Below are 25015 nucleotides of genomic sequence, written 5' to 3' on the forward strand. Positions count from 1 at the left end.
CCGCCCTCTAGATATGCTTGATATCGCATCCGAACCAGTGCTGGTGGCCCTTGTTGGCCTTTTTGGCGGCGTACTGCTGGGCCTTGCGGCCCGCATCGGCAGGTTCTGCACCCTTGGCGCTATCGAAGATCTCTATTACGGCGAAAATCCCCTGCGGCTGCGCATGTGGGGCATTGCGATTGGTGTGTCGGTGATTGGCACGTTCAGCCTGTCGGCGTCCGGATTGCTTGAGCTGGACCAGACGCTTTACCTCGGCCGGATCTGGAACCCTGTGGCCAGCGTTGTCGGCGGGCTGGTCTTCGGTTACGGCATGGCGCTGGCAGGCAATTGCGGCTACGGCGCGCTTGCCCGTGTTGGCGGCGGTGATCTGCGGTCCTTGTTGATTGTGCTGGTGATGGGCGTTTCCGCCTATATGGCGCTGGGTGGGCCGTTTTCCGGCCTCCGGCTTTGGGCTTTCGGAGACGTCATTCCCGCAGATACGCCCCCCGGTTTTGCGCAGACGGCGGGGCGGCTGACGGGTATGTCACCAGACATTACCGGTATCGCGCTAGGGTGTGTGATCCTTGCTCTCACCCTGATGAGCCGCTCGCTGCGCGCTTCTCCAAGCCATATCCTGTGGGGAGCGGTAGCAGGTATTGCGGTGGTCAGCGGATGGGCAGGAACGCAGTGGGTCGCGAGCAACGGCTATGATGCTACTCCCATCCTAAGCCACACCTTTTCAGCGCCAATTGGCGAGACCCTGCTTTATGTGATGACCTCCTCCGGTAATACACTCAGTTTTGGAACAGGCTCTGTTGTGGGGGTTTTGCTGGGTGCACTCGCAGGCAGTCTGTTCAAAGGACATTTCCGCTGGGAAGCTTGCGATGATCCACGCGAACTGCGCCGCCAGATCCTTGGTGCGGTTTTGATGGGAATTGGTGCGGTTGTGGCGGTCGGGTGCAGTATCGGACAGGGGCTGTCGGGCTTTTCTGTACTGGCCTACAGCGCGCCAGTGACCTTGCTAAGCATCATGGCAGGCGCAGCACTTGGCCTGCGCCAGTTGATCTGGGGCTTCGCCCCTTCCGTCTAGACCCAGCTGAGAACCAAAGCGGCCAACACCAGATAGCGGGTCCCCTTTGCGATTGTTACAAGCAGGATAAACGGCCCCAAAGGTTCACGCATGACCCCTGCCACCACAGTCAGCGGATCGCCGATCACCGGCAGCCAACTGCCCAGCAGTGACCATCTTCCATAACGCGCATACCAGCGCTGCGCCCGTTCAAGCTGCGCATCAGAGCTGGAAAACCAGCGGCAGTCCTTGAAGCGCAGCAGCGCGCGCCCCAAATACCAGTTGATCACAGAGCCAAGCACATTGCCCACCGTTGCCACCGCAATCAGCAACCCGACCGAGCGTCCCCCAGCAGCCAGCAAGCCCGCCAGCACCGCTTCGGATTGCATGGGCAAAATGGTTGCCGCCACCAACGCCGAAGCGAACAACCCAACGTAAGCAATCATGTGCGAAACGCTGCCTCCGCCGCCTCAAGCGCACCTTCCAGATAACCGCCGAATTGCTGCGCCACTTCTGTCCCCGCCATAATCAGTCGCCCGTCCCAAAGCTCCTGAAGGGCGGCGGGCATTCCGTAGTCGGGATGGGCATAAAGCGGCACGCGGTCCACTTCTGTGGCGGTCAGCGGATCATAAGCCCAATCTTGCACCAACAGCTTAATGGGCCGCCCTGCTTCAGGGCCAAACAACCGGACAAGCTGGGCCAGAATATGCTGCCGGAGTGCAGGCACATCCGCCCTGCCCTGTGGTGGCACCCCGATGAAGCCAAAAAGCGCAGAGGGGCCGTCTTGGGCCGGTGACGCATCATGGATTTCAATCATTGGGCCAAAACGGCTGGTGGCAGCCCCCGACAGTCCGGCTGTGCGCCAAAAGGCCGTTTCATAAACCGCAACCGCCTTGGCCTGACCGGCCATCCACGTTGGCACATCACCCATCACCGTCTTTGCCACTATTGGCAGAGCGGGTGTATATTTTATTTGGGCTGCAACGCGTGGCGGCAGCGCCAGCACCACACGATCGGCGCGCACTACTTCGCCGTTTGCAAACCTGGCAGTGATCCCGTCTGGCGTTTGAGCAAGCTCGGTGACCTGAGCGTTCAGCCGCACACGCTCAGGCGGCAAGCGGTCTTGCAGCGCATCGGTCAACGCGCTCAGCCCCCCTTTAAGCCGCCATGAGCCTTCCATTGACGCAAACCCACGCCCACGCTGTACGCGCCCCTGCGCGTCCTCGAACGTCAACTCGCCCCTGGCGTATTGGTCGAACTTCTGCAAACCCAGCCGTGTGATCAGCGCTGCAATGCGCTGCTGGCCTGACCAGAACCACGCGGGCCCCAGATCAAAGCTCGCCCCGCCGACCTGCGCCGACAGGATGCGGCCACCGACACGGTCCCGCGCCTCGACAAGCAGGTAATCGCGCCCTTCCCGCTCAAGCGCTTCGGCGAGTGCAAGCCCTGACAGGCCGCCACCGATGATCAACGTATGCATGTCCGCCCCCTGTCTTGCGTCAAACTTGCGGCGGCTTGGCAAAAGGCAGGTGTCCCGTTTTAATCCAGATCTTCGCCCCCTGTGCACCAGCTAACGCGCTCAGCGGCGCACCTTCGGGGAGCCGCAGCCATGCGCCTTTATCAAGCGTCTCTGCGCCCCCCACCACCGAACCGTCAAGCACCAGCATCTCGATCCCGCCTGCGTCACTATTGACAAGCGTGGCGCCCGCGTCCAGCGCATGAAAGCTGACCACCTCACGGGCATCACGGTGCAGCAGCGCGGTCGCGACACCGTCCTGAGCTTCGTCAAGTTCCTCGGACATGTTCTTGCGGAACTGGGTGCGGTCCTCCGGATCAAACTGCCACAATTTAACAAAGATCACACAGCCCTCGGCCGCGCCGGGGGTATGGGACGACGTCGGCGGGTTGCGCACATAAGTGCCCGCCGGATAATCGCCATGCTCGTCCTGAAAAACGCCCTCCAGCACGATGAACTCCTCCCCGCCGGTATGGATATGGGCTGAGAATTTGCTGGCCGGCGCATAACGCACGATTGAGGTCGCACGAGCCACTTCGCCACCGATCCGGTCCAGCATACGCCGGTCCACGCCCGCCATCGGCGAGGCCACCCAGTCAATCTGGTCAGAGTGCACGACAACGCGAGATGTAAAATCGGCGTTCAATTCCATAGCGCTATTCCTTTGGGCTACGCGACCTATAAGCCGCTGCTTTGCTTTCATATGGGGTATCCTGACCGGATCGCCAACGGGTCTAGTCGTCTTTTAGAGGGTACGACCCAACTGACGCACCGGAATTCTGGACTTAGCAAAGCGGAGCGACTAGCTCTCGACCAATCACATTGCCAGAGCATGCCATGACAAAAGCAACCTACCCCAGTGCGAACCAGACCCACCGCCGCGCCGATTTGGCTGTGCATATGGTGGGCTTGCTGCTTGTACTTGGTGCGGGTGGCATTCTGATTGCAAAATCCACAGGGACGGTTGGGCCAGCTCTGCTGATCGCCGTCATGGTTTATGTGCTGTTTGCGTTGCTATCTAATCTGGCTTCCTGCACCTATCATTTTGCGCCACGGCACGACCGCCGCGTCCTGTTGCGCAGGATTGACCACGTTGCCATTTATCCTTTTATTTCAGGCACATTCACACCATTCTTCGTGCAAGCTGGGACGCCATGGACCTATTTCTTGCTCGTTTTGTGCTGGGGCCTGACAGCCGTTGCGATGTGGACGAAGATCACCGGCGAAGCGGTGCAGGCGCGCTGGTCGACGGCGTCCTACCTCGGGCTGGGTGCAATCGGGATGTCCGCACTGCCCGATCTTGGCGATGTGCCGCTGACAACGCTATGGTGCATCATCGGCGGTGCGGTTTGTTATGTAATCGGGACCATGTTTTACGTGCGCCGCAGCATGCCGTTCCGCTATGCGATCTGGCACACTTGGGTGAACTTCGGCGGCATTGCGATGTTCGCCGGTATCTGGATCGCACTGTTCCAGAGCCCGCTTTAGACGAACAGCCTACAACGCCTCTTCGTAAATCCGGCGCGCGTCTTCCAGCGTGACGTCACGCGGATTGTTCACCAGCAGCCGCGTCTGGTTCATCGCATCCGAAGACAACCGGTCCAGATCCTCCGTCGTGATCCCGACCTGCGCCAACCCCTTCTCAAGCCCCAGATCAATGTTCAACAGCACAAGGCGGGCGATAAAGTCCTCGCAGATAGCCTCGATCGGGCGATTGAGGTCGATGTCCGGGAAAACGTGTGGGGCCAGCTCGGCGTAGGCCTCACCGCTGTAAGGCGCGTTAAAGCGCATCACCTCGGCCAACACCAACGCGTTAGACAGCCCGTGCGGGACGTGAAAGAGGCTGCCGACCGGATAGGCCAGCGCATGCACTGCGGCCACCGGAGAGTTGGCAAAGGCCTGCCCCGCCAGCATCGACCCCAACAGCATATTGCTGCGCGCCTGAATGTTACTGCCATTGCTGACCGCTTCGCGGATGTTCGCGCCCAGCAAATCCAACGCCTGCACCGCAAGCATGCGTGACATCGGGTTGTTGTTGGCACTTTTCGAGGTATAGGCCTCGATCGCGTGCACCATTGCATCCACGCCGGTGGCCGCTGTGATATGCGGCGGCAATCCGAGTGTAAGTTCGGCATCCAACAGCGCCATATCGGGCAGGATCAAAGGGCTGACGATGCCCTTTTTCTCTTCACTGCCTGTTGTGAGGATCGATACCGCCGTCACCTCTGATCCGGTGCCAGCCGTCGTCGGCACCAGCACCAAAGGCAGCCGCGATCCGGTTGCCTGATTGACACCATACGCCTCTTCAATCGGCTGGTTGGAACAGGCCAGCAGTGCGATCACCTTCGCCACGTCCATTGAGCTGCCTCCGCCAAAGCCGACCACGCAAGCGATGTTGGTGGATTTCGCAATGCCGACCGCTTCCAGCACCGTCGTCGCCTTTGGGTCAGGCTCCACACCATCAAAAATCGTGACTTGAAAGCCGCTGTCGCGCAGGCTGGCCAGTGCTGCATCACACAATCCCAACTTTACAATACCGGGGTCCGTCACAAACATCACTTCACGGCGCTGCGAAGCAAAAGCCAGCCCCTGCAACAGCGTGCCCAATTGCGCCGCGCCTCCGGTTATTTTCCGGATGGAAGGTGTTGTATTGAATGTAAAATCTGTCATGGCCCCTCCGGGGATAGCTAAGTAAAATTTCGACCGAAACGGTCCTATCGTTGACCGACGCTTGCGTCTTTGAAAAGCGTCGGAAATTCGCGCGGCTGCGAGCGCCAGTATTGCTTTGGCGCTTTGATCTGCGCGCCCAGAGCGGCGGCAGCATGCCACGGCCAGCGTGGATCATATAGCATGGTGCGGGCCAGCGCGATTAGATCGGCATCGCCGTCTTGCAGGATTTCCTCTGCTTGCTCCGGCTCGGTGATCAGACCCACGGCCATCGTTGGCAGCCCCGTGGCCGCCTTGATCTTCGCCGCGAAAGGCACCTGAAAGCCGGGGCCGACAGGTATCTTTTGTAGGGGCGACACGCCCCCCGTGCTGACGTGGATCGCCGCGCAGCCCATGTCTTTCAGCTTGGATGACAAGGCAACTGTGCTTTCCAAATCCCAGCCTTCAGGCACCCAGTCAGTCGCAGAGACGCGCACCCAAATCGGCACGTCTTCTGGCACCGCCGCGCGCACAGCCTCGAACACTTCAAGCGGAAAGCGCATCCGCCCTTCGAGTGTGCCGCCATAGCTGTCTTCCCGCTGATTGGACAACGGTGAGAGGAACTGATGCAGCAGATAGCCATGGGCCATATGCACTTCGATCCCGTCAAAGCCCAATCTCACCGCGCGCAAGGCTGTTTCCTCGAAATCATGCTTCACTCGTTCCAGCCCTGCTGCATCCAGTGCTTCGGGCGCTTCCTCATCCGGCGCATGCGGCAAAGCAGAGGGTGCTTCGGTTATCCAACCCTCAGACGCGTCAAAGCGGATCTGAGCGCCGCCATCCCAAGGCGCGTGGCTGGACCCTTTACGGCCGGCATGGGCGATCTGGATAACGAGCGGAATATCTGACTGCGCGCGGATCGCCGTTACTACCCGACCAAGCGCGGCCTCATTTGCATCAGAGTAAAGGCCCAGATCACCGGGGGTGATGCGCCCTTTGGGCGAAACCGCCGTCGCCTCGGTGATCAGCATACCCGCACCTGACAGTGCAAGTTGACCAAGATGGATCAAATGCCAGTCCTGCGCACTCCCATCCACGGCAGAGTACTGGCACATGGGTGCGATAACGATCCGGTTCTCAAGCGTGAGAGAACCCAAAGTGAAGTGGTCGAAAAGAAGGCTCATGAAGGTGCATCCTGTGTTGCTATGCATTTGATATAGGGTCGGCGCCAACATGCCTAGCCAAAGTCGGGCACAGATTTCTTCGCGCTAACGGCTTTGCAACTCTTTTGCCTCAAAAGCATGGCAGTTGTGTTGTTTTTGGAGCTTTGATGACCCTCGCCCGCTTTGCCCTGCCCTTACTGATGTGCGCCCCGACTGCCCAAGCTGAGGCTGTGCGCGGCAGCCTGTTCCATTCAACGCCAGTGGCGACGCGGGCGACGGCCTCGGGGCTGTTCATCGGCCGCGCGCCGGGGGGCCTGTTCGAGGACCGTCCGGCCCATGAGCCTGCATTTGCAGATGAAAAGACAGCCCGCATTGAAGGCACAGGTGTAACGTTGATCCGTGCGCTTATTCAGGAAGCAGAATCGCGGCGTGACGGGTATGACGCCGTCCAACATGGTGCGCAGATCAAACCAGACAAACGCCCGACACAGATGACCCTTGCTGAGGTTTTCGAGTGGATCGATGCAACCCCCGGACAGCCCCACGCCATAGGGCGCTACCAGTTCATCCCCAAAACCCTGCGCAGGGTCGCGGCCCGCGCGGGCATCAAACCTTCGCACCGGTTCAGTCCTACGGTGCAGGATCAATTGGCCGATATCCTGCTTGCCGAAGCAGGGCTGCACCGCTTTCTTGCCGGCGCGTTGGAGCGGCAGGCATTTATGAACAACATGGCGAAAATCTGGGCCGGATTGCCAAATTCCACAGGTCGCTCCCATTATGAAGGGTATGCCGGAAACAAGGCTGCAATCAGCTGGGACCGGTTTGATGCTGTCATGGCTCGGGTTACCCTTGGATAATGCGACGTTTGCTTCCTGTGGTTGTTTTCCCGCGATTTTTAGAGCCCATTCCCCCGAACAAGGGGAGCACGAACGCTCCCCTTCCAGTCTCGCCGCCTGGGCTCAATATATTTGCCACTCAATTTATTTTTGCCTGCGGCCCAAGCGTTGTCCGGTGCGAGCGCACCCGCCCAGTTTTGAGATACCGTAATTTCGTGCGGAAACGCTCGGAGCGCACATATGGACGCAACCGCTATCAATTAGTTATGGGTATCAAATTTTTAAAATTGCAAAATTTCGAGCTTCAATTTTATAAATACCCATGTTTTTAATACGATAAAGGAAAACCCCACAGTTAAAAACAGCTACGGGGTCATCGGTTTCAAGATACTTTGAGACTGGGCTATTTCTTTGTAAAGAACTCTGGTCGCAATCCGGCAAGGGTTCTCAACAAGAAAATCATTGTAAGCGGTGCAAAGACCCCATGTTTTAATAAAATATAGCTTTTGCGATACTGACATCATCTTAATATGGAGGTGACGATGTCTACTACAAAAGTGTTTGAGGTCTGGGACATTAATGTTCCAATCTCGCCAAAAGGCCGCCGGAAGTGGCCCCAAACGATAAGAGAGATGGCTGTAAAGCAGGTCATAGATAGTGCGAAAATCATCGATATAGCCAAAGAAACTGGGGCCACTAAATCTCTAGTAGCAAAATGGGTCAATGACGCTGCTGACCGCAAATCAACGCCGAACTTTGTGGTGCTTGTAAAAAATGATGCAAATCAGGACACCAAATTGTCGCCCTCTCAATCTGTTGGACAACTTACCTGTCAAGTTCAGCTCGGCGATACCGGCATCTCTGTTCCGTCGGGATATCCAGCCACTCATCTGGCTGAGATCTTGCAGGCAATCAGGGCATCGCAATGATTACTCATCCCGGGAATTTTCGCATTTTTCTTGCAACTGAGCCTGTTGACGATCGTTCGAGGATTTCTTTTCCGATCACCTGCAGTTGCCCGTCTTCCGTTTTGCGACCCTCAATGGCCATGGCCCTTACAATGTCGTGCCCGCCATAAAACTCGAATGAAACGGACGAATGTGACGCTTTAACACTGTCGACGATACCTTGGGCAGACGCAGAGAACCCAGCGCCATTTGAGCAAAAAATGTCTCTGTAACGGCAAATTTTTCTGTTTTCGTGCAATTCCCAAATCCGCCGAACAGCTTCCTGAAGTTGAAAATCCCCGCTATCTGCAAGACCTCCTGTGGTGCGGCTGGTGCGCTCCCTTGTGCTGTCCGCCCGAGAAGAACCCTATGTTGAGGCAGCGATTGCTGCAGGCTCCTCTACTGCGCTGATCATGCGTCGGCATCTGGCGCCCAACACCATTGCACCACTGATCATCCAAGGCACCTACATCTGTGCAAGTGCCATTCTGAAAGAGGCGATCCTGTCGTTCCTCAGTGCCGGCATTAATCCTGAGACCCCCAGCTGGGGCAACATCATGGCCGAGGGTCGTATTTACTTCCAGATCAATCCCGGAATCGTGCTCTGGCCCGGCCTCGTGGTATCCGTCGCAATCCTTTCCATCAACCTGCTGGGGGACGCGGTGCGCGACGTGCTTGATCCACGCATGGCAAAGCGGGGGATCGAAAGATGAGCTTCTTGAAATCTCGAACCTGCGCATCGCGCTGAATGGCGAAGACGACAAGCAGGTGGTCAAGGGTCTGAACCTGAACATTGAACCGGGCCAGACCATGTGTCTGGTTGGTGAATCCGGCTCTAGCAAATCGCTGAGCGCGCTGGCAACGATGGGCTTGCTGCCCAATGTGCTGTCCCCGATTGCGGGATCCATCACATTGAAAGGCGAGAGCCTGCTGGATGCCTCCCCTGCCCGCATGCGCGAGCTGCGCGCGACGTCAATGTCGATGATCTTTCAAGAACCGATGACGGCGCTCAACCCCGTGGCCCGTGTTGGCCAGCAGATCGAAGAGGTGCTGGAATTTCACTCCAACCTTGGTCAGACCGCCCGCCGGACCCGTGCGAAAGAAATGGTGGAAGCCGTGCATCTACCCGACCTGGACAGGGTGTATGCGAGCTTTCCCCATCAGCTTTCTGGTGGACAGCGTCAGCGGATCATGATCGCGATGGCGCTGGTGATGGGGCCGCAACTGCTTATCGCAGATGAGCCAACGACGGCGCTGGATGTGACCACGCAAGCGCAGATCCTCAGCCTGATCCGCGAGTTGCGCGAACAACAAGGTGCTGCGGTCTTGTTCATCACCCACGACATGGGCGTGGTTTCAGAAATTGCCGATGACATGACCGTCCTGAAGCTTGGCGAGGTGATGGAGACGCAGAGCGTCAACAGCCTGCTGCGGCACCCGCAGACCGATTACACCCGAGACTTGTTGCGGTCTGTTCCCAGTCAGGGGCCCCGCCTCGCACGGCAGAAAAATCGGACAAGCTGGTGCTGGAAACCGGCGATCTGTGCAAGATCTACGGGGGGAAGGCATTTTCAATCGGTCCCGGGAGGTCAGAGCGGCACCGGACGTCAACCTCAGCCTGACCAAAGGCCGTACCTTGGGCATTGTCGGCGAAAGTGGGTCAGGCAAATCAACAGTTGCGCGCTGCATCATGCGGTTGATCGACCCGACGTCGGGCAGCATCACGGCGGGCGGCAAAGACATCGCGACGATGTCCCAGAAAGAGCTGAAACCCCAGCGCAAGAACATCCAGATCGTGTTTCAGGACCCGATGCGCTCGCTCACCCCCCGCATCGAAGTGGGGCAATCAATCATCGAAGGGCCGCTCAACTTTGGTGTCTCACGTGACGACGCGATGAACCGCGCCCGCGAACTACTGGAACTGGCCGGCCTGCCCGCCAGCGCTGTGGATTGGTTTCCGCATCAGTTCTCGGGTGGGCAACGCCAACGCATCGCCATTGCCCGCGCACTTGCAATGGCCCCCTATGTGCTAGTTGCCGACGAGACCGATCAGCACTAGACGTTTCAGTGCAGGCACAGGTGCTTGATCTGCTGGCTGAATTGCAGGAGCGGCATGGCCTTGACATTTTGTTCATCACCCATGACCTCGGTGTGGCGGCGCAAATCTGCAACTACGTCATCATGATACAGCATGGCAGGATCGTTGAATATGGTCCTGCTGCACAAGTGCTGGGCACCCCAAAACACGACTACACCAAAGCACTAATCTCGGCCGCGCCCGGAAGTCACTGGGATTTCGCGAACTTCCGCCCCTTCGCCGAAGGCGCTGCATAGAAAAAGAAGGATCACACCATGGCTCCATTGCCCATTATCGCCGAAAGCACAGACGAGCTGACCGCGATTTTCAAAGACCTGCACACGCACCCCGAAGTCGGGTTCCAAGAAACCCGGACGTCCGGGATCGTCGCACGCCTGCTGGAAGAGTACGGCGTGGACGAGGTCCATACCGGGATCGCGGGCACCGGCGTTGTGGGCCTGATCAAGGGCAATCGCGAAGGGCCGCGCCGCATTGGTCTGCGCGCTGACATGGATGCGCTGCCCATCAATGAGGAAACCAATCTCGCCTATGCCTCGACCAATCCCGGTGTGATGCATGCCTGCGGCCACGACGGCCATACGACGATGCTGCTGGGGGCTGCGAAACATCTGGCCAAAACCCGCGATTTCGCGGGCACTGTCGTGCTGATCTTTCAGCCGGCCGAAGAGGGTTTGGGCGGCGCGCGCAGCATGCTCAAAGATGGGCTGTTTAACCGCTTTCCCTGTGATGAGATCTACGGGATGCACAATTCGCCCAACGGACAGCAAGGCACCGTTGGCATCTGCAAGGGGGCTGCGATGGCGGGCGCCTCTTTCTTTGACATCACCATTCAGGGTAAGGGCAGCCACGCCGCCATGCCGCAACAATCACGCGACCCGCTGGTGATCGCCTCTGCCCTTGTGGTCAGCCTGCAAACGATCTTGTCGCGCAATGTCGCCCCTTTAGACACCTGTGTGTTGTCGGTGACGCAGCTGCACTCCGGATCTGCTTATAATATCGTGCCTGACACCGCGACGCTGGCGGGTACCATACGGTATTTCAAGGACGAGGTCTGTGAGTTGGCAGAGAGCCGAATGCGCGAGTTATGTGCCGGTTTTGCCACCGCTTACGGCGTAGAGATCAGCATTGACCTGCGCAATATCTTTGACGTGCTGATGAACGATGCCGACCTATCGGACGCCTATATGGAGGCCGCCGCCGACATCGTGGGAAAGGAGAACATCTCGGGCATGGACGAACCTGCGACAGGTTCCGAAGACTTCGCCGATATGCTCAAAGTCATCCCCGGTGCCTATTGCCGTGTCGGTCACTCCGGCACAACGGGCCTGCACAATCCCAGCTTTTTTCTCGATCCCGATATTCTGCCCATTGGCGCGTCCATTATGGCGCGCGTTGCTGAACGCCGTTTGAACACCTGAGGAGGCGCGCCATGAACCCGCTAGAACTACCTTTTGACACCGATGGCATGATCGCAGGGCTGCGCGCCTGGATCGAGTGTGAAAGTCCGACCTATGATGCCGCTGCCGTCAACCGAATGATGGATATCGCGGCCTATGACATGGCCACGCTGGGCGCACAGATTGATCGCATACCGGGCCGTATGGGCTTTGGCGGATCGGTGCGCGCGCGCTTTCCACATCCCGATATGGGCCTCGTGCCAGGTATTCTGATTGCGGGCCACATGGATACGGTGCATCCCATCGGAACTCTCGACGTGCTGCCGTTCAAACGCGAGGGTAACATCTGCTATGGCCTAGGTCTGATGGACATGAAGGGCGGCAACTACATCTCTCTGGATGCGATCCGCCAAATGATCCGTGCGGGGTTACCCCCCCCTGCCCGTGACCGTCCTATTTACGCCGGATGAAGAGGTCGGCACGCCATCGACCCGCGATCTGATCGAACAGGAGGCCGCGCGCAACAAATACGTGCTGGTCCCCGAACCGGGTCACGAAGATGGCGGCGTCACCATTGGGCGCTATGCGATTGCGCGGTTCAATCTGCGCACAATTGGCCAGCCCAGCCATGCGGGCGCGCGGCTGGGTGATGGCAAATCAGCAATAGCTGCGATGGCGCGCAAGATTGGTGAGATTGAGGACATGACCGGCCCCGATTGCACATTCAGCGTCGGTGTCATTCACGCAGGACAATGGGTGAACTGCGTTTCTTCGTTTTGTGATGCGCAAGCGTAAACCATGGCCAAAAAGCAGGAAGACCTTGACGACGGCGTGGCGCGCATGATGGCCCTTCAGGGCGAAATAGATGGGGTGGCATTTGAAGTGAAACGCGGTGTGACACGGCTGGTGTGGGAACCCAACCAACCAGGCACGATGGAAATTTTCAACTTCGCTAAAGACATCGCTCAGGAATTGGGGCTTGAATTGAAAGGCCGCAGCCAGAGCGGCGGATCGGATGCAAACTTTACCGGGGCCATGGGCATCGCGTCGCTGGATTCACTTGGTGTTTTGGGCGCGGGCCTCCATACTCTCAATGAGCATATTTTCGTGGATAGCCTTGTCCAGCGGGCAAAGCTGATGGCTGGTTTACTGATGCGATTGAGCTGATAAATCTAAAAGTTAAAGCGTGTCGCGTGCGATCAGAAACAATTTACCACACTGGCAATGCTCGTTCTGAAGGCGGGCTATATCTACCGGCCCAAGGCTGCCGTTCGCGTTGCCCCCGCACGCTGCGGCGCAGCTTCACCGAAGCGGACATTGATACGGTGCCGCAGCATTATTGAGGTACTAAGGTCTGCTATGCCGGACAAACCAGACTTTTGCAGCTGCGGCTATTGCTGCAGCAGACAGCCCTCGCATTTGCAGTATTCTTGTCGCTACGTTTCAAATTATGTCGCCAAAGCGGTCGTTGGATCCCACCAAGAGACTTCGACTCCAAATTGTCCCTTCGCTGCGGTCGGTTTTAACAATCGAGACGCGGATAAAACCGCCACGGGAAGCGGCTATGAATTGCATTCGAGCTCCATGACCAGACTTGCTTTAGCTCGACTAGCGTTTGTAGCTTACCTGAACGGAAAAGATGCGTCTTGTTCGAAGGCTTGAAAAACGTCTGCAAGAAATAGAGTTGGTTTGTGCCAATCCTGATCCCAAGAGGGACTGCACCGCAACGCGGCGCCAAGGGCCACGGACAGCTTCCGGTAGTGCGCCCTCCACTCAGGATTTGCCCGATAACATCTGCTCGACCAAAATCTGTACCCGCAGAGCTTCCTGCGGTGTGGCAAGCCTATTCGGTTTCCTGTCCAGGCAAAGCAGCAGATCGTCTAACTGGGCTTTTAAACTAGTGGCTCGGGGATCTTCGGGCCGCTCGGTGATCTCGGAAAATGGTCCGCCGTCGGACACCTCATCAATGTAGAACTCCGAAATGCGTCGGCTGGCGCGCGATCCCTTGATGGTCAGTTCTTGCCGGTCCGGCTGAGCGCCGCCCACACTGACCATGACGCTGACGGGACGACCGTCGTGCGTTTCCAACCGTGCCAGCATTTGCGTTTCGCATAAACCCCCATCCGACGGATAGGACGGACGGGCCCAAACCACGGAAAGTGGTCCAAGAATACGTTCCGAAAAAAACAGGAAATGCGAAATCACTTCCCGCGTGGGACCACCTTCGTCCCGGAATCTCAGCCAATCCGCTGCCTTTTGCCACTCCCGCGGCCACGCTGAGTATGTCACGACAATATCTGCGCCCAGGATATCCCCCATAATGCCCGCACGCGACGCTTCGTACACACCGGTTAGGGCTGCACCGGCCGCTTGGGTAAAGTTGACCGCGGCAGGAACATCCCGCTCCTCCAAGTGGGCAACAAGCGCTTTGCTTTGCGCGATATCAACACCGAGCGGTTTTTCCAGAAACAGGGATTTTCCCGCATCCGCTGCCGCCAAGGCATAAGCCTTACGAGGCACAGGCGGACAGGCCAGATAGATCAGATCTGAAGCCGCAATCGCCTCTTCCGGTGTATTTGTCACCCGCGCGTCCGGTGCTAATTCATGCGCGGCGCGGCAGGCGGCGGGATCGGGATCCCACAAGGCGACCGGGGTGAAGCCCGGATGTAACGCCATGTGTTCGGCCATCCGGCGACCCATAATCCCCAAGCCAATAACAGCAGTTCTTACACTCATATTCTGATCCTTTGGTGTTCTCAGCGTTGATACGCCTTCGTAAATTCCGAACGCTCTTTGGCAAAGCGGTCAGATGTCTCTGGAAACGGCGCATGAACTGAAGCGCAGCGGTTGGCCACCTTGTGTCCATTTTACCAGATGCTGCAAAATATACGAAACTCCAAAAATAGTCTGATAGAGGTCATTCGAAAGAGATCCGTTGAGACTGCGTCATGACGTATTTCAATTTTATCTATTTACTTCAATAATTTGAAACCCGCTGCGTGCATCATGTTTCAACATGAAATCGCTCTATACCGCCTTTTTCTGGACGTTTGACGGATGTCATGGCCTCGACCCAATTACGCAGTCATTCGCTTCCAACTTATGTATTCTAGAACAGCGACTTGGCCATCATCATATGAACGCCTTTTTCACGGTTGACGGTTTGCGTGATGCGCAGATCACCGGCCAGCGAGCACAACATATAAGCCTCTGCCCGGCTGATGCCCACCCGGTCCGATACTACCGAAATCATCCGGCGCAGCGCGATTTCAACACAGGTGTCGAGGTCAGAATGCATCCCCATGGTGATCAAATGGGTCGGGGTTTCGGCCTCCGGATAGGTTATCTGCAAATTACGGCGCACGGTCAGGCGGAACCGACCCTGCAATGCGGTCTCGATCGCAGTAACGCAAACCTCCCCGTCACCCTGCGCGCCGTGACCATCTCCGCAAGAGAACAACGCCCCCTCATTGAAAACCGGCAAGTAAAGCGTGGTTCCCGCCACAAGTTCCTTATTGTCGAGATTGCCCCCATGCGCGCGCGGCTCAATCGTTGAAATACGACCCCAAGCGCGCGGTGGGGCAACGGCCATCACGCCAAAGAACGGCGCAAGCGGCAGCTTGAGGCCCCATGGCAGGGCCGCAATACCACTTTGTGCATCAAGCGGGATGTTTATGTCATAGCGTTCTGCGAAGTCGAGAGGGAGCGTTCCCGAGAGAGGACGAATAAAAGTATAACCCCAATCCTGCCTAAGTTTGACGTCAAGAATATCGACCTGCAGCACGTCGCCAGGCATGGCTCCTTCCACGGCAACGGGTCCGGTCAGCAGATGCCCGGGGACTGTTGGCACGCCTGTCTTGTGCATTTCCAGCAATTCCGGCGGTATATGGAACCCCTCGCCGGGCAGGACCTCGGGGCCGCCTGAGATCGTGTTGATCGTCACCTCCGCCCCACTTGGCACGGTCGCAACCGGATCAAGGGTGGCGTCGAAATAACCCCAGTGACAGGTTTCAGGTCCAGCGTTTACAATCATGCGACAGGCTCTTGATGGGCGGCGTTCCCTGCACCAAGCGGTTCGTCAGATCGAAGGTATCCAAGCATGGTCATTCCTTTCATGTGCGATCAATCACCTTGATCGGCTGCAATGAAAAACGTCTCACCGCTGCGCTGTGGCGCCGTTTCCAGATCACCTTGAAGGGCCGCGAAACGGGTTTCAAGATGGTCCTGCATGGCTGTGCGCGCGACGTCCGCGTGACCTGCAGCAATTGCATCAATGATGGCAAGATGTTCGTTATGGGTGACTTGCAGCGATGCGCGGTCGCGACTGTTTGCGCGCAGGCTGACCCAGTCCGGATTGGACCGGATTTTATCAAGCAGCGAGAACGCCATCAGCAAAGGCCGGTTGCCAGCGCATTGTGCGATCAGGCGGTGCAGGGATCCGTCCCATAATTCAATCGCTTGTGCATCTGCCGCTTCCAGTTGACGTTGCGCCAAGGTCCGAAGGCGGGCAACTTCTTGTGGGTTCATTCTCTTAGCGCAAAGGGCGGCCAGTTCTGGTTCAATGCAATGACGGGCCTCCATGACTTCAAGAGCGTTGGTTTCACCCGTAATTCTTGCTGCAAGATCGCCCATTGGATCGGCAGGCAGGCCAGCGAATGTGCCTTTGCCTTGCTTGCGCCAGACAAGCCCTTCTGCCTCTAGCGCATCAAGGGCTTGCCTCACGAAACGCCGTCCAACGCCAAACTTATCGGCCAATGCGCGTTCTGTCGGCAGCCTGCCGTCAGGGTCGATATCACCCGACTTTATGAGATCGAGCAGCCGGTCCCGCACCTGTGCAGGCCGGCCTTCGGAGGACATGATATTCATAGCGTTTCCAATAGGCCATTGAGACCAAGGCGCAATATAATATCAGCCAATGTCATTACTCAAGCTCTACGGCCTGCGAGCGGCTCTGGCGGCCCTCGGACTTGCGCAGCGCTTCGGCTGCGGCGATGCCTGCGTCGATGACGTCGCGGGTCGGATAACCGGAGAACCGTTCAGCAGAGGGCATGCCTTTGGCGAAATGCACGTAGCGTTCCTGTGCGACATCCCAAAGCCGCGCCAGTTCCGCCAAAGGATCGGCATGATCATCCGCGCGCAAGTCAAGCCATGGGTGGTGCTCGCCGCGGTGGATAATCAGCCCCGCAGCTTGGCGCCCGCGCTTATCACCGCCCTCTCTTTCACCCGCCACCATGGCCGTGATCAGACGTTCGGCGAAGGGCAGCGCGGCATTAGCGAGATAGCTTTGGGACGTGGCTTCGATCACCCGTGGTCCGGCCAGCATATTGCCTGCAGCTGAATGGCCGTCCCCGATGATATGCCCCGCCCAACCCACACAGTCCTCACCTGTATGAGCGGCAAAGCCCCCGTGTGCATCCACCATATGCGCCTGCCGGATAGCGCGGCCTTCGTCGCGCGCAGCAAGGTCTTCCAGCACCTGTGAAGCAGTTTCACCGGCCATCAAACGGGCGCGGCCCTCGGTGCCCCATATCGGGTTACAAAACGCTTGGCTCGCCACGGCGACAGTGCCGGACACGAATGGGACCACTGCCCCGCAGGCAAAAAACTTGCTCGCTACGATCAGACCAATGCTTCCATCGGTGTCTTTTGCAATCAACGAATAGGTCATCGGCCCACCGCATAGGCTTGCATAAGGCGCGGCGTGGCGGCTGCGCGCAACATTCCGTCTGGTTCACGCAGGGCCGCGGTTAGGCGACCGACGGTCCAAGGCTCGGCCACCGTCACCTTATGGCCCCTCGCACGCAGGTCTGCGATTACATCCTCGCCCACGTTCGGCTCGATCATCATCTCGCCACTCTTGACCTCGCGTGGGAAGAACGAACCTTGGAAATGCATCGAATGGAACAGAGGCTGGTCCATACATTCCTGAAGGCCCATGCCAAAATGAACGAAACGCAGGAACCAGATCAACTGCCATTGGTCCTGTTGGTCACCGCCGGGCGTCCCAAAAACCAGTTGCATGCCATCCTTTTCGGCCAAGCTGGGCGTCAATGTGGTGCGCGGCCTGCTTTTGGGCACCAGCGACGTCGGCAGGCCATCCTCCAGCCAATACATCTGCGCGCGCGAATTTAGTGGGAAGCCGAGGCCGGGAATTACCGGCGAGCTTTGCAGCCAGCCACCGGAGGGGGTCGCGGCCACCATGTTGCCCCAGCGGTCAATGATATCAAGATGCACGGTGTCGCCGCGCTTCTCGGTCAGATGCGACATGGTCGGCTCTTGCGCTGCGACGTTCCCAACTTTGAAATCCCGCTGAGCGCGCTCAATGTACGCGTCGGCCAACGCCTCAAATCCTGACACGCGGCCCGGTCGCTGCTCGTTTGAGGCTTGGCTGGTGATCAATTTGCGGCGTTCGTCGTTGTAGGCGTCGCTGAGCAGCACATCCATTGGGATGTCGCTGAAATCAGGATCGCCATAATAGGCCTCCCGGTCAGCATAAGCGAGCTTCATGGCCTCGATCACAGTGTGGACAAATTCGGTCCCGTTCGGGTCCATTGCCGCCAGATCAATGCCCTTGAGGATCGCCAAAGCCTGCAATAGGACAGGTCCTTGCGACCAGGCATGCGTCTTGTGGACGGTCCAGCCGTGGTAATCATAGGACAACGGGGCTTCATAGCTGGCGCGCCAATCGGCCATATCGGACGGGGCAAGAACGGCGGAATGCTTGGCCTCGGACACATCCATCACATGGGCGTCCTTGAGGTAGTCGAAAATCGCGTCGGCCACGAAGCCTGTCCGCCATTCGGCGCGGGCCGCGTCGATCTGCGCCTCGCGGGTGTCGCCTTCGCTTGAGGCTAACCGGTCATATGTCGCGGCGAGGTCAGGGTTTTTGAACAGTGCGTGCGGCGCGGGTGCGGCGCCATTCGGGGTCCAGACAGCGGCAGACGTTGGCCATTCTTCGGCGAAGTAATCCGCCAGTCCGGCAATGGTATTCGCCACACGCGCTAGCATCGGATGCCCGTCGCGGGCATAATCGATGGCCGGCTGCATCACGTCGCGCAGGCTCATCGTGCCGTGGTCGCGCAGCATCAGCATCCAGCCGTCAAATGCGCCAGGGACGACTGTGGCCAGCAGGCCAGAGCCAGGAATGAGTGTCAGGCCCTGCTCTTTGTAATGGGCGATCGTGGCGGCTTCGGGCGCCACGCCCTGCCCACAGAGCACTTCGACCTTGCAGGTTGTGGCAGAGTAGAAGATCGCCGGCATGTCGCCTGCCGGACCGTTCAAATGAGGCTCGACGACCTGCAATGTCAGAGCGGTGGCAACGGCCGCGTCAAAAGCATTGCCGCCTTTTTCCAGTATACTCATGCCCACGGACGAGGCGATCCAATGGGTCGAGGTAGCGACGCCAAAGGTGCCTCTTATTTCGGGACGGGTTGTGAAATCGGACATGGTTTCTCCTGATTAATGTTCGCGCGGGTCGAGGGCATCGCGCAACCCGTCGCCCAATAGGTTGAAGCCGAGCACCACAAGGAAGATCGAAATTCCGGGCCAAAGGGCCATCCAAGGGGCTTGGTTGAGAAAGTTCTTGGCTGTGTTCAGCATGGAACCCCAACTGGGTTCTGGCGGTTGCTGGCCAAGGCCAAGGAAGGACAGTGACGCCTCGGCGATGATCGCCGTGGCAATGGTCAGCGTGGCTTGCACAAGGATCGGAGGCAGCACGTTGGGCAGGATGTAGCGGCTCAGGATGCGCGGCGTCGGCAAGCCAATGGCGCGCGCGCTTTCGACGTAATCCTCGGATTTGATGTTGATGACTTGCCCACGTGTTAGGCGAATGAAAATCGGCGTGGCCGAGATCCCGATGGCGATCATCGCGTTGGTCAGCGACGGCCCCAGAAATGCGGCAAGGGCAATGGCGAGGATCAGAAAGGGTGCTGCCAAAAGCGCCTCAGTGCATCGGGAGATCAAGGCGTCAGTCCAGCCGCCAAAATAGCCCGCAAAGATGCCGAGCGGGACGCCGATCAGCAGCGCGATACTGACAGAGACGACACCCGCCAAAAGCGAGGCCTGCGCCCCCCAAATCATGCGCGACATCACATCGCGGCCAATCTCGTCGGTACCCATCCAATGCGCCCAGCTTGGTGCTTTTCGTACAGCACCCCAGTCGGTCGCGGCCGGATCAGGGATCGGCAGGATTGGGGCGGCAAGGGCGATGAGCAGAAAGAAGGCGACCAGAACCCCACCAACCATCGCGCTTTTGTGACTGCGCAATTTCTTCCAGACGCGATTTTCAGGCTTGGCGGTCAGCGCCGGTTCGGCAGAAAGGGCGGTGTCGGTGATATTAGCGTCGGTCATATCATTGCCCCCTCAGACGTGGGTTGAGGACGTAATACATTGCGTCGGCAAACAGGTTCATAAAGATAAAGCCAACGGCGGTGACCAGAACGATTCCTTGCACCACGGCATAATCCCGGTTGAACACGGCATCAACGACCAGCTTGCCAAATCCCGGAATGGTGAAAATCTGTTCGGTTAAAACCGCGCCTGCGACGAGCTCCCCAAACAACAGCGCGGTCAGCGTTACAATCGGGGTCAGCGCGTTGCGCAAGGCATGTTTGAGGATCACGACCCGTTCGGCCAGCCCTTTGGCGCGCGCAGTGCGCACGTAATCGGCGCTGAGCACGCTGAGCATCGAGGATCGCGTGTGCCGCATGAGCGTCGCGGCCAATGCGGTGCCAAGCACGAAGGCCGGCATCAGCATCGTCCGAATGGATTGCCCGAAATCCTCGGACAGGGGCACATACCCAGACGCCGGCAGCAGCTGCCATTTCACCGCGACAAGCAGGATCAGCATGATGCCAAGCCAGAAATTTGGGATCGACAGGCCCGAAAGGGCGACGATATTGGCGATGTAGTCCGTGGCCGTGCCCTTCTTCACCGCCGACAAAATGCCTGCCGGGATGCCGATCACCAGCGCGAAGATCATCGACATGACCGCAAGCTGGATTGTCACTGGCAGCTTTTGCGCCATCAACTCGGTCACGGGCTGGTTGGTGCGCAATGATATGCCCAGATCACCCTGCAACGCGTTGCCGATCCATGTCAAATACTGCATCCAGATCGGATCATTTAGGCGATATTTTTCACGCAGCAGGGCCAGCACTTCAGGGTCGCGTTCCTCGCCGGCCAGCACCAGCAACGGGTCGCCCGGCAACAGCTTTTGCATCGCGAACACAAAGATCGAAATCAGAATAATGGTCGGCAATGCGATCACGATACGGCGCAACAAAAACGGCAGCATGTCAGGCTCCTTGGATGAAAGCCCGCGCCACAGGTGCATGGCGCGGGTATGAAGGGATCACTCTTCCCAGGTAACGCCTTCCAGGCGGATCATCCCGTCGGGGTAAGGGGTGAAATCCTTCATCTTGGCGTCGTAGGCCCAGATCCAGTTCACGTGATACAGAAAGAGGCGCGGCAGTTCGTCGAGCATCATCGCTGTCGCTTCGTCATAAAGCGCTTTGCGTTCCGCAGTGCCAGAGGCCACGCGGGCGGCGTTCAGCAACTCGTCCATCTTCGGGTCCGAGAATTTGCTGTCATTGATCCCTCCATCGGTTGTGGCGAACTGGTGGTTGTTGCCATCGGGGTCTACGCGGCCCGACCAGCCGATCTGGCTGGCGGTATAATCGCCCGCAGACTGATCAGACAGCAGTGTCGCGAATTCCTTGGAGGTCAGCGAGATGTCGATCCCGGCTTGTGCGGCCATGGCTTGAACGACCTGCATCACAGCCAGCGGCTCAGTCGAGTTCGGCACCTGAACCTCAAGCTCGATCCCGTCGGGATAGCCTGCCTCTGCCAGCAACTCGCGCGCTCTTTCGATGTTCGCGGGCTCTACGGGGAAGCTCGTGTTGTACCAAGGTGAGGTCGACGGGAAGGACTGGTTGCCGGGCGCGAATGCCCCCTCGAACACCACCTGGTTCAGCGCCACGCGATCGATGGCGTAGCTAAGCGCCTGACGCAGGCGATTGTCATTGCCCCAAGGGTTGTCGCCCTTTTCGCCGTTGTTGAGGTTAAAGGTAATGCCCTGATAGCCCAACGATACAGCGCTATCGACAACAATGCTGTCATCGCCATTGGCCTGTGTCAGGTCGGTTGCGGCCAGACGCTCCAACATGTCAATATCGCCCGATTGCAGGTTTGCCAAACGCACCGTTGTGTCAGGGATCGGCAGGAAGGTAACGCTGTCAAAGTGAATTTCATCAGCGTTCCAATAGTCTTCGAACTTGGTCAGTACGATCTTGTCTTGCGCGACACGCTCGGTAAAACTGAACGCGCCAGAACAGACCGGGTTCAGGCCGAAATCAGCGCCCGTAGCAGCAGCCGCTGTCGGTGACACCATCATACCAGCGCGATCGGCCAGCTGTGCCAGGAGCGTGGCGTCAGGCCCTGCAAGGTTGAGTTTGATTTCATATCCGCCTGTCACTTCGGTAGATGTAATCGACGCAAGTTCGGACTTGCGGCGGGATTCATCCATCGTCTGGGAACGTTCGATATTTGCGGCCACCGCCTCAGCATTAAAGGGGGTGCCATCATGGAATACGACGCCCTCGCGCAATTGCATGGTGATCGACGTGCCGTCCTCGGAGGTCGTCCACGACGTGGCAAGTTGCGGGATAATCTCAAGGTTTGGGGTGATGTCGACCAGTTTGTCGCACAACGACGCATAAACGATCCGACCCACAAATGTGCGGGACTGGTCGGGGTCAAGAACATCGGCATCCGATTGCAACGCAATGCGTAGGTCTTTTGCAACAACGGGGCTGGCAACGAGTGCGGTCGCACTCAGCAGCGCCGTAATCATGGCAGTCTTTAGATGTGACATATGTCAATTCCTCTCTGTCGGTTGATGGGTCTTGTGAGTGACGGTCCCGCCCTCGACCGCAGCACGGTAAAGGGCGAACCGGGCTTCTACGGCCTTGGTTTTTGGTAGTGTCGGGGTGAGCGGTGGCTCACTGGGAAGTTTGTCCCAGAAGTGGCAGGCGACTTCATGGTCTTGTGTGTTTGTCCCCTCTAAGCTAGGGGAGTCGATTTTGCATTTCGCCTGCGCGTAGGGGCAGCGTGTATGAAATCTGCAACCGGGAGGTGGAGCGGTCGGGCTCGGCATTTCGCCCAGTACGCTCGACCTTTGGCCAGTCGGCTTGCCGCCCATGGTCGGGATCGATGCCAGCAGTGCCCGTGTGTAGGGGTGGCGCGGGTTGTTATAGACGTCCTCGGTCGGCCCGCTTTCGACGATCCGGCCCAGATACATCACCGCCACGCGGTCGCTCATATGGCGGATGACACCCAGATCATGCGCGATGATCACCAGCGTAAGCCCCATGTCGCGCGACAAATCACCGAGCAGATTGATCACCTGTGCCTGAACCGAAACGTCCAACGCGGAAACAGGTTCGTCCCCGATGATCAGTTTAGGGCCGGATGCAAGCGCACGGGCAATCCCGATCCGCTGCCGCTGCCCGCCGCTGAACTCATGCGGATAACGCCCGGCATATTCCTCACGCAGCCCGACCTTGCGCAGCAGGTCTGCGACCCGATCACGTCGTTGTTGCGCGCTCAATTCAGGGGCATGCACCTCCAGCGGTTCGCCGACCAGTTTGCCCACAGACATGCGCGGGTTGAGTGATGAAAACGGATCTTGAAAAATGAACTGCATGTCTCGGCGAAGGGTCTGAAGAGCGGCACCGCTGGCGGCACCAACCTCGTCACCATCAAACAGGACATCTCCGGACGTCGGGGCCAACAGGCGCATCAAAACCCTGGCCAACGTTGATTTCCCGCAGCCGCTTTCACCGACGATTGCGAACGTCTCGCCTCGACGCACCCGCAATGACACCCCGTCGACCGCCTGAACAACCGGTGCGGTTGACAACCAACTGCCGCCGCCGCCGCCGCCGAAGTGTTTAACCACGTTTGCCGCTTCAAGAATGATATTATCGCTCATGCGGTCACCGATAGGTTTGCCTCAAGGGGGGCGTAGTGGCAGGCCACGTTATGGCCTTGCGTGATCTCTGAAAGCGGTGGGCGCGTCTTGCAGGTTTGCGTGGCAAAGGCACAGCGGGTGCGAAACCGGCATCCGACGGGCATATTCGCAACCGTCGGCACTGTGCCCGGGACAATGGCCAGCCGCGTCCCGGGCTTATCAAGCTGAGGCATCGCGCTCATCAGGCCGATTGTGTATGGGTGCTGCGGGTTGTTGAAAACCTCCGCCACGGGCCCCTGTTCCACCACTTGGCCGCCGTACATCACCGCAACGGTGTCTGCGATTTCGGCAACGACACCCAGATCATGCGTGATCATAATGGTGCCCATCCCCGTCTCGTCGCGCAGATCGCGGATCAGGTCGAGGATCTGGGCCTGTATCGTCACATCAAGGGCGGTGGTCGGTTCGTCTGCAATCAGGATCTGCGGATCATTTGCGAGAGCCATAGCAATCATGACTCGCTGACGCATACCACCTGACAATTGGTGCGGATATTCCGATAAACGCTGCTCTGGATTTGCGATACCCACACGTTCCAACATCTGTAGCGCCCGATCGCGCGCTTGGGTCCTGGTCGCGCTCGTGTGACGCTGTACCGCCTCTTCGATCTGGTTCCCAATGGTGAAGGTGGGGTTGAGCGATGTCATCGGCTCTTGAAATATCATTGCGACGTGGTTGCCCCGCATCACTGCGGGCAAAGTTGTCTGCGATAAATCAAACTGAGCGCCATCAATACCAAGTTTTCCTGATGAAATTCGCGTGGATTCGGCAGGTAAGAGGCCCATCAGCGCCATCGCTGTCACGCTTTTTCCGCAGCCGGATTCACCAACGACACACAAAACTTCACCACGTTTCACGGTCAAGCTGACACCATCAATCACATCATTGGTCTGGCCCCTAAAGCGCAGGACCAAATCAGTCAGTGACATCAATGTGCCTGCATGCCCATTGCATGGCGCATCTATATCAGGTTGCGGCAACATCTATTTTGTCATCCTTATCATCGCGAATCCTAATCAACGAACCAATTCAACAATGGTTCATGACGCGGTGAAGTCAAGCGACGCGGAATGATCGCATGCATGGACCGTCCCAAGTCAAAGGATGTGCCCAAAAATGTATCTTTACGCCCATTGAGCCGACCCTTTAATGCGCGGCCCGTTTACACTTTGCTCCTAGAAGCCTGCACCTGATTGAGTGAAGCAATTGAGTTGGCGGCTCCGTCAAAGTCTACCACATGGCTGCCGCCAGCTTGTCCTTCTATCGTAAGCGCGGTCTCCTGTGACAGTGCCAATCTCTTGGTCCGGCGAGATCTGATCGAGTAGGTCAGGTA

General features: G+C 58.0%; 24 protein-coding genes and 3 pseudogenes. 12 read left to right on the plus strand and 15 right to left on the minus strand.

The window, feature by feature from the left end; all coding sequences use genetic code 11:
• Positions 1 to 13: 13 nt before the first annotated feature.
• Positions 14 to 1069 (plus strand): YeeE/YedE family protein, encoded by a 1056-nt coding sequence (locus V7730_RS08100; RefSeq protein WP_335747094.1) that lies wholly within the window; start codon positions 14 to 16, stop codon positions 1067 to 1069.
• Here V7730_RS08100 and V7730_RS08105 read toward each other — a convergent pair.
• Genes V7730_RS08105 through V7730_RS08115 form a run of 3 tightly spaced genes read right to left on the minus strand, consistent with a single transcriptional unit; the run spans position 1066 to position 3216 of the window.
• Positions 1066 to 1494 carry a YqaA family protein gene (locus V7730_RS08105; protein WP_335747095.1) on the minus strand — a complete coding sequence of 143 codons (429 nt, stop codon included), beginning with the start codon at positions 1492 to 1494 and terminating at the stop codon, positions 1066 to 1068. The two genes, V7730_RS08100 and V7730_RS08105, sit on opposite strands and share 4 nt — an antisense overlap.
• Complete coding sequence (locus V7730_RS08110; RefSeq protein WP_335747096.1) at positions 1491 to 2528, minus strand: flavin monoamine oxidase family protein; 1038 nt, start codon at positions 2526 to 2528, stop codon at positions 1491 to 1493. The genes V7730_RS08105 and V7730_RS08110 overlap by 4 nt, the downstream gene beginning before the upstream one ends.
• A gap of 19 nt (positions 2529 to 2547) precedes the next feature.
• Positions 2548 to 3216: a cupin domain-containing protein gene (locus V7730_RS08115; RefSeq protein ID WP_335747097.1), complete on the minus strand. Its 669-nt coding sequence runs from the start codon at positions 3214 to 3216 to the stop codon at positions 2548 to 2550.
• Positions 3217 to 3401: 185 nt separating this feature from the next.
• Here V7730_RS08115 and trhA point away from each other — a divergent pair, with 185 nt between their 5' ends.
• On the plus strand, positions 3402 to 4052 hold the full coding sequence (gene trhA, locus V7730_RS08120; protein ID WP_335747098.1) for a PAQR family membrane homeostasis protein TrhA: 651 nt from the start codon (positions 3402 to 3404) through the stop codon (positions 4050 to 4052).
• Between the two features lie 9 nt (positions 4053 to 4061).
• On the opposite strand, the gene V7730_RS08125 is transcribed toward trhA, so the two are convergent.
• Together V7730_RS08125 and V7730_RS08130 are read right to left on the minus strand one after the other, a co-directional pair.
• Positions 4062 to 5234 carry an iron-containing alcohol dehydrogenase gene (locus tag V7730_RS08125; protein WP_335747099.1) on the minus strand — a complete coding sequence of 391 codons (1173 nt, stop codon included), beginning with the start codon at positions 5232 to 5234 and terminating at the stop codon, positions 4062 to 4064.
• Positions 5235 to 5278: 44 nt separating this feature from the next.
• On the minus strand, positions 5279 to 6394 hold the full coding sequence (locus V7730_RS08130; RefSeq protein WP_335747100.1) for an NADH:flavin oxidoreductase/NADH oxidase: 1116 nt from the start codon (positions 6392 to 6394) through the stop codon (positions 5279 to 5281).
• Positions 6395 to 6540: 146 nt separating this feature from the next.
• Here V7730_RS08130 and V7730_RS08135 point away from each other — a divergent pair, with 146 nt between their 5' ends.
• The 10 genes and pseudogenes from V7730_RS08135 to V7730_RS08180 all read left to right on the plus strand — a co-directional run bounded on the left by V7730_RS08135 (position 6541) and on the right by V7730_RS08180 (position 12818).
• A complete protein-coding gene (locus V7730_RS08135) occupies positions 6541 to 7230 on the plus strand; it encodes a hypothetical protein (RefSeq protein ID WP_335747101.1) in 690 nt (229 codons plus the stop codon).
• A 521-nt stretch (positions 7231 to 7751) separates the two neighbouring features.
• Positions 7752 to 8138, plus strand: coding sequence for a transposase (locus V7730_RS08140; RefSeq protein WP_335747102.1), 387 nt, complete (start codon positions 7752 to 7754; stop codon positions 8136 to 8138).
• 332 nt (positions 8139 to 8470) lie between these two features.
• Positions 8471 to 8869, plus strand: a pseudogene (locus V7730_RS08145) (ABC transporter permease); the annotation flags it as partial.
• A 55-nt stretch (positions 8870 to 8924) separates the two neighbouring features.
• A pseudogene (locus tag V7730_RS08150) lies at positions 8925 to 9395 on the plus strand (ATP-binding cassette domain-containing protein); the annotation flags it as partial.
• Positions 9396 to 9699: 304 nt separating this feature from the next.
• Positions 9700 to 10215: an ATP-binding cassette domain-containing protein gene (locus V7730_RS08155; protein WP_335747103.1), complete on the plus strand. Its 516-nt coding sequence runs from the start codon at positions 9700 to 9702 to the stop codon at positions 10213 to 10215.
• 20 nt (positions 10216 to 10235) lie between these two features.
• Positions 10236 to 10490: a hypothetical protein gene (locus V7730_RS08160; protein WP_335747104.1), complete on the plus strand. Its 255-nt coding sequence runs from the start codon at positions 10236 to 10238 to the stop codon at positions 10488 to 10490.
• Between the two features lie 18 nt (positions 10491 to 10508).
• On the plus strand, positions 10509 to 11672 hold the full coding sequence (locus V7730_RS08165; protein ID WP_335747105.1) for a M20 aminoacylase family protein: 1164 nt from the start codon (positions 10509 to 10511) through the stop codon (positions 11670 to 11672).
• Positions 11673 to 11935: 263 nt separating this feature from the next.
• Positions 11936 to 12215: pseudogene (locus tag V7730_RS08170) on the plus strand (M20/M25/M40 family metallo-hydrolase); the annotation flags it as partial.
• 48 nt (positions 12216 to 12263) lie between these two features.
• Positions 12264 to 12446: a peptidase dimerization domain-containing protein gene (locus tag V7730_RS08175; protein ID WP_335747120.1), complete on the plus strand. Its 183-nt coding sequence runs from the start codon at positions 12264 to 12266 to the stop codon at positions 12444 to 12446.
• Positions 12447 to 12449: 3 nt separating this feature from the next.
• Complete coding sequence (locus V7730_RS08180) at positions 12450 to 12818, plus strand: M20/M25/M40 family metallo-hydrolase (protein ID WP_335747106.1); 369 nt, start codon at positions 12450 to 12452, stop codon at positions 12816 to 12818.
• 606 nt (positions 12819 to 13424) lie between these two features.
• Here the strand turns inward: V7730_RS08180 and V7730_RS08185 are convergent.
• The 10 genes from V7730_RS08185 to V7730_RS08230 form a co-directional block, all read right to left on the minus strand.
• Entirely contained in the window at positions 13425 to 14387 is a 963-nt protein-coding gene (locus V7730_RS08185; protein WP_335747107.1) for a Gfo/Idh/MocA family protein, read from the minus strand.
• A 373-nt stretch (positions 14388 to 14760) separates the two neighbouring features.
• The gene (locus tag V7730_RS08190; protein ID WP_335747108.1) at positions 14761 to 15684 is read right to left on the minus strand and encodes an acetamidase/formamidase family protein; all 924 of its coding nucleotides are present in this window, start codon (positions 15682 to 15684) and stop codon (positions 14761 to 14763) included.
• A gap of 89 nt (positions 15685 to 15773) precedes the next feature.
• Positions 15774 to 16517, minus strand: coding sequence for a FadR/GntR family transcriptional regulator (locus tag V7730_RS08195; protein ID WP_335747109.1), 744 nt, complete (start codon positions 16515 to 16517; stop codon positions 15774 to 15776).
• 55 nt (positions 16518 to 16572) lie between these two features.
• Positions 16573 to 17319 carry a DUF1028 domain-containing protein gene (locus V7730_RS08200; RefSeq protein WP_335747110.1) on the minus strand — a complete coding sequence of 249 codons (747 nt, stop codon included), beginning with the start codon at positions 17317 to 17319 and terminating at the stop codon, positions 16573 to 16575.
• The gene (locus tag V7730_RS08205) at positions 17316 to 19097 is read right to left on the minus strand and encodes a gamma-glutamyltransferase family protein (RefSeq protein ID WP_335747111.1); all 1782 of its coding nucleotides are present in this window, start codon (positions 19095 to 19097) and stop codon (positions 17316 to 17318) included. The genes V7730_RS08200 and V7730_RS08205 overlap by 4 nt, the downstream gene beginning before the upstream one ends.
• Positions 19098 to 19109: 12 nt before the next feature.
• Entirely contained in the window at positions 19110 to 20000 is an 891-nt protein-coding gene (locus V7730_RS08210; protein WP_335747112.1) for an ABC transporter permease, read from the minus strand.
• Between the two features lies 1 nt (position 20001).
• On the minus strand, positions 20002 to 20946 hold the full coding sequence (locus tag V7730_RS08215; RefSeq protein ID WP_335747113.1) for an ABC transporter permease: 945 nt from the start codon (positions 20944 to 20946) through the stop codon (positions 20002 to 20004).
• Positions 20947 to 21003: 57 nt separating this feature from the next.
• The gene (locus tag V7730_RS08220) at positions 21004 to 22524 is read right to left on the minus strand and encodes an ABC transporter substrate-binding protein (protein ID WP_335747114.1); all 1521 of its coding nucleotides are present in this window, start codon (positions 22522 to 22524) and stop codon (positions 21004 to 21006) included.
• Between the two features lie 3 nt (positions 22525 to 22527).
• On the minus strand, positions 22528 to 23643 hold the full coding sequence (locus V7730_RS08225; protein WP_335747115.1) for an ABC transporter ATP-binding protein: 1116 nt from the start codon (positions 23641 to 23643) through the stop codon (positions 22528 to 22530).
• A complete protein-coding gene (locus V7730_RS08230) occupies positions 23640 to 24611 on the minus strand; it encodes an ABC transporter ATP-binding protein (protein WP_335747116.1) in 972 nt (323 codons plus the stop codon). The genes V7730_RS08225 and V7730_RS08230 overlap by 4 nt, the downstream gene beginning before the upstream one ends.
• Positions 24612 to 25015: the final 404 nt, after the last annotated feature.

This window comes from Sulfitobacter sp. (genome assembly GCF_036961165.1).
In the GTDB taxonomy this organism is placed as follows: domain Bacteria; phylum Pseudomonadota; class Alphaproteobacteria; order Rhodobacterales; family Rhodobacteraceae; genus Sulfitobacter.

Coding starts and splice junctions, on each gene's coding strand:
- V7730_RS08165 (WP_335747105.1), top strand. CDS start 10,509: ATGGCTCCATTGCCCATTATCGCCGAAAGCACAGACGAGCTGACCGCG.
- V7730_RS08215 (WP_335747113.1), bottom strand. CDS start 20,946: ATGCTGCCGTTTTTGTTGCGCCGTATCGTGATCGCATTGCCGACCATT.
- V7730_RS08210 (WP_335747112.1), bottom strand. CDS start 20,000: ATGACCGACGCTAATATCACCGACACCGCCCTTTCTGCCGAACCGGCG.
- V7730_RS08125 (WP_335747099.1), bottom strand. CDS start 5,234: ATGACAGATTTTACATTCAATACAACACCTTCCATCCGGAAAATAACC.
- V7730_RS08130 (WP_335747100.1), bottom strand. CDS start 6,394: ATGAGCCTTCTTTTCGACCACTTCACTTTGGGTTCTCTCACGCTTGAG.
- V7730_RS08205 (WP_335747111.1), bottom strand. CDS start 19,097: ATGTCCGATTTCACAACCCGTCCCGAAATAAGAGGCACCTTTGGCGTC.
- V7730_RS08180 (WP_335747106.1), top strand. CDS start 12,450: ATGGCCAAAAAGCAGGAAGACCTTGACGACGGCGTGGCGCGCATGATG.
- V7730_RS08105 (WP_335747095.1), bottom strand. CDS start 1,494: ATGATTGCTTACGTTGGGTTGTTCGCTTCGGCGTTGGTGGCGGCAACC.
- V7730_RS08100 (WP_335747094.1), top strand. CDS start 14: ATGCTTGATATCGCATCCGAACCAGTGCTGGTGGCCCTTGTTGGCCTT.
- V7730_RS08135 (WP_335747101.1), top strand. CDS start 6,541: ATGACCCTCGCCCGCTTTGCCCTGCCCTTACTGATGTGCGCCCCGACT.
- V7730_RS08110 (WP_335747096.1), bottom strand. CDS start 2,528: ATGCATACGTTGATCATCGGTGGCGGCCTGTCAGGGCTTGCACTCGCC.
- V7730_RS08225 (WP_335747115.1), bottom strand. CDS start 23,643: ATGAGCGATAATATCATTCTTGAAGCGGCAAACGTGGTTAAACACTTC.
- V7730_RS08190 (WP_335747108.1), bottom strand. CDS start 15,684: ATGATTGTAAACGCTGGACCTGAAACCTGTCACTGGGGTTATTTCGAC.
- trhA (WP_335747098.1), top strand. CDS start 3,402: ATGACAAAAGCAACCTACCCCAGTGCGAACCAGACCCACCGCCGCGCC.
- V7730_RS08185 (WP_335747107.1), bottom strand. CDS start 14,387: ATGAGTGTAAGAACTGCTGTTATTGGCTTGGGGATTATGGGTCGCCGG.
- V7730_RS08115 (WP_335747097.1), bottom strand. CDS start 3,216: ATGGAATTGAACGCCGATTTTACATCTCGCGTTGTCGTGCACTCTGAC.
- V7730_RS08140 (WP_335747102.1), top strand. CDS start 7,752: ATGTCTACTACAAAAGTGTTTGAGGTCTGGGACATTAATGTTCCAATC.
- V7730_RS08200 (WP_335747110.1), bottom strand. CDS start 17,319: ATGACCTATTCGTTGATTGCAAAAGACACCGATGGAAGCATTGGTCTG.
- V7730_RS08230 (WP_335747116.1), bottom strand. CDS start 24,611: ATGTCACTGACTGATTTGGTCCTGCGCTTTAGGGGCCAGACCAATGAT.
- V7730_RS08220 (WP_335747114.1), bottom strand. CDS start 22,524: ATGTCACATCTAAAGACTGCCATGATTACGGCGCTGCTGAGTGCGACC.
- V7730_RS08195 (WP_335747109.1), bottom strand. CDS start 16,517: ATGAATATCATGTCCTCCGAAGGCCGGCCTGCACAGGTGCGGGACCGG.